This is a genomic window from Sphingopyxis sp., from assembly GCF_035250425.1.
In the GTDB taxonomy this organism is placed as follows: Bacteria; Pseudomonadota; Alphaproteobacteria; order Sphingomonadales; family Sphingomonadaceae; genus Sphingopyxis.
On record NZ_DATFFD010000289.1, the window covers coordinates 1 to 3,198 of the forward strand.

Consider the following 3,198-nt stretch of genomic DNA (forward strand, 5'->3'; position numbering starts at 1 on the left):
AACGCCGTCGCCGCGACCGGCCAGTCAGGCACCACCTATGCCGCGCCGCCCGAAAGCGGCAAACTCCCGCCAAAGCCGGAGCCGGCAAAGCCCACGCCCAAGCCCGCCGAACCCAAGCCCGCAGCGGTCAAGGCCGCCCCCGTCGCCACCGCCGCAGTCACGCCGGCGCCGGTCCGCGTCCACAACGGCACCGCCAGCCCCTGGCGCGCGCAGCTCGGCGCCTTCGGCGTCGAAGCCAACGCCCGCAATCTCTGGACCGCGCTCGAAAAGAAGAATCCGGCCTTCGCCGCCCGCACGCCCTATCTGGTCAAAACCGGCAAGCTCACCCGCCTCCAGGCCGGCGGCTTTGCGACCAAGGGCGACGCCGAAAGCTTCTGCGCCGCGTTGCGCAAGGACGGTCAGGCCTGTTTGGTCGTCGACAAGTAACGAATGCTCTTTCCCTTGGTAAAGCCAGGGAAGGAGCATTCGGATAAGCGCGTCCCGATTCAGAAAATTTCCATCGCGCCCGGTTCTTCGACCATCTCCTGATCGATGCGGCGCCCCATCGTGAACCGAACCGTCTCGACACAGCCGGTCGCGCCTTGCGGCGATGGCTCGGCGGTGGCGTTCTGGACGATCGTCAATGCCGCCTGACCGAAGTCGGCGGCGGGCTGTGCCGCGACGACCTTCGCATTGCCGACACCACCCCACGGCGCAAGATCATAGGTGACGATCGCCCAGCCCTCGATCGCACGCCGCCGCCACGGCTCGGGAAACCGGGTCGCCAGCGGTCGTTTCCAGCGCGATCCGGCCGGGCAGTTGCTGTTCTGGGGACGCAGGCTCTGTTCGGTCGGCGCTGGCGGCGGCGCCAAAGTTTCGGCAGCCTTCCAGTAAGGATAGCGGCACCCCGCCCGTGCCCCGCCGGTAAAACGCGAATCCCCGACGGCCTTCTTCGCCGCGGCATCGAGCGCCTTGTTGCCCGTGCCGAACAGCGTTTTCATCCCGGTCGGCGCGCCCTTGCCGTCGGTGTCATAGGCAACGAGCGACCAATCCCTCACCCCCGGCGTACCCGGCAGCTTGTCGAAGTCGGGAAACGCGCGGAGCAACGGCTGCGGAAAGGGCGCGGTGAAGCAATTGCCCGCACTCTTGAGGCGATCCCATCCCTCCTTTGGCAACCGCCGCGACGTCGGCGCCATCGTATAGGATGCCAGATCTTCAAGCGCCGCCTCGCCCAGCGCCTTGGCCTCTGCGCTATAGGCGATGCGGCAATTCTTGCGCGCCCCGGCAGCGAAGCGGCTCGCGGCAAGCGCCGGCGCCACCTCGCCTGAAAAACCGCTGTTTCCCTTGCTGTCGCGCGCGATCGACAGCGGCCGTCCTGCGGCATCGATCTCGAACGTGTAGGAAATCGAGGGCATTTGTGTCGCGGGGCCAAAGCCCAGTTCGCCCAGCGGGCGGCGCAGCATGACATGCGCCACCGGCCTCCCGTCGCATTGCGCCTCGCCCGGCATCCAGCTCAGCAACATGCGTTGGGGCGGCCCTCCGTCGGCCCCAAATCGCGGCGGCGGCATCGGCAGATCCATCGTCATCGCCAGAAAGCCAAGGAAAACGCCCGCTTTCAACATATGCAAGCCCCCGCAATTGCACCGAACCGGGGCAGTTCTAGCGCGATTACGGGGACTTACAAGCTCGCAAAAGGGGCGGAAACGAAGCCTATCTGACTGCTCCAGTCTTCTCGTCCGCCAGCCGCTTCGCCAGCAATTTGCGCGAGCGGTCGACATAGGCGCGGCACGCGCCGGGCTTGTCGTTATAGCGCCCCGGAGCCGCATTGTCGGGATGCGCCGAAATCAGCACGTCGCACGCGGTCGCGTCCATCTTGCGATAGCTCGCCTCGAACCCCGCGACGATCGGCGCGCCCGCCGTTGACGTATAGCGATAGCCGTCGGCCGACACCGGGTTCAGGCTCGATGCGAAGACGATCGTCTTGCACGCCTTGTCCTCACATGCCCGCCAGCGCCAGCTCATGCTCCCCATCGTGTGCCCCGGAGTCGCGATCGCGGCGATCGCCGTCTTGCCGAGCTTCAGCACCTCACCGTCGCCGATCACGCGCAGCCGCGTCACCGCCGGCCAGCTGCCGCCATAGGCGAGCTGCGGGTCGTCCGCCGCATGTTTGCCTGAGCGCAGCCCTTCGGCGCCGCGCGCGCTCGCGACCACCGTCGCGCCGGTGTCGCGCGCCAGCGCCGCCAGCCCGCCGGCATGGTCGAAATGCGGCTCGGTGCTCAGAATAAATTTGATGTCTTTGGGGTCGAAACCCAGCTTGCGGACATTCTCAAGGATCGCGGGCGCCGCCTGCGGCAGCGCGCCGTCGACCAGCACCAGCCCCTCGCCCGTATCGATCAGCGCGACGCTCAGCCCGCCGAACCCGACGAGATAGCTCGTCCCGAAAATCTTCTCAGGCCTGGCGGGCGCCAGCCATTCGGCCGCGCGTGATGCCGCAATCGGCCGCGTCAACGGGTCGTCGGCGTCCGGCGCCACCCCGCCCGCGGCCATCCGCGCCGTCGCCTCCTGAGCGAGTGGCAATGGTACATGGCTCACGCCCGCCAGCCAGGCGGCGATTGTCATCATTACGATCATATCCGTCTCCCTTCCCCGCCGGGATGCCGCGCCGCGCCGCCGCCCACAAAGCATGATTTCTCGACAAAGCCATGAGAATAATTCATGTGTTGTCGCCCGTTCTTTCGTCATCCCGGGCTTGATCCGGGATCCATTTTCTCGACGTCGCGTCAGTGGACCCCGGATCAAGCCTGTCCTGAGCAGGTCGAAGGGTCCGGGGTGACGAGGCGAGATAGGCAATGAGGCTCCATGGACCGCGCCCAACTCCCCCTCAACGCCCTCCGCGCCTTCGAGGCCGCGGCGCGTCACCTCAACTTCACCCGTGCCGCGATCGAACTCTGCGTCAGCCAGGGCGCGGTCAGCCATCAGGTCGCGCAGCTCGAACGCCGCCTCGGCACGCGCCTCTTCCACCGCCTGCCGCGCGGGCTCGCGCTCACCGACGAGGGGCATGCGCTCGTCCCCGTCGTCGCCGATGCCTTCGACCGCGTCGCCGCGACGCTCGACCAGTACACCGACGGCCGCTTCCGCGAGGCGCTCAAGGTCGGCGTCGTCGGCACCTTCGCGACCGGCTGGCTGCTCCCGCGCCTCGACGCCTTCGCGCGCCTGCAC

Annotated in this window: 4 protein-coding genes; 2 read left to right on the forward strand and 2 right to left on the reverse strand. The window is 67.6% G+C overall.

The window, feature by feature from the left end; translation table 11 throughout:
* A partial coding sequence (locus VJ811_RS17605) for an SPOR domain-containing protein (protein ID WP_324074788.1) occupies nucleotides 1-426 on the forward strand: 426 nt, incomplete at its 5' end.
* Between the two features lie 59 nt (nucleotides 427-485).
* On the opposite strand, the gene VJ811_RS17610 is transcribed toward VJ811_RS17605, so the two are convergent.
* Complete coding sequence (locus VJ811_RS17610; protein ID WP_324074790.1) at nucleotides 486-1,601, reverse strand: TonB family protein; 1,116 nt, start codon at nucleotides 1,599-1,601, stop codon at nucleotides 486-488.
* 88 nt (nucleotides 1,602-1,689) lie between these two features.
* A complete protein-coding gene (gene bla / locus VJ811_RS17615) occupies nucleotides 1,690-2,610 on the reverse strand; it encodes a subclass B3 metallo-beta-lactamase (protein WP_324074793.1) in 921 nt (306 codons plus the stop codon).
* A gap of 228 nt (nucleotides 2,611-2,838) precedes the next feature.
* Here bla and VJ811_RS17620 point away from each other — a divergent pair.
* The coding region (locus tag VJ811_RS17620; RefSeq protein ID WP_324074796.1) for a LysR family transcriptional regulator at nucleotides 2,839-3,198 on the forward strand (360 nt) is incomplete at its 3' end.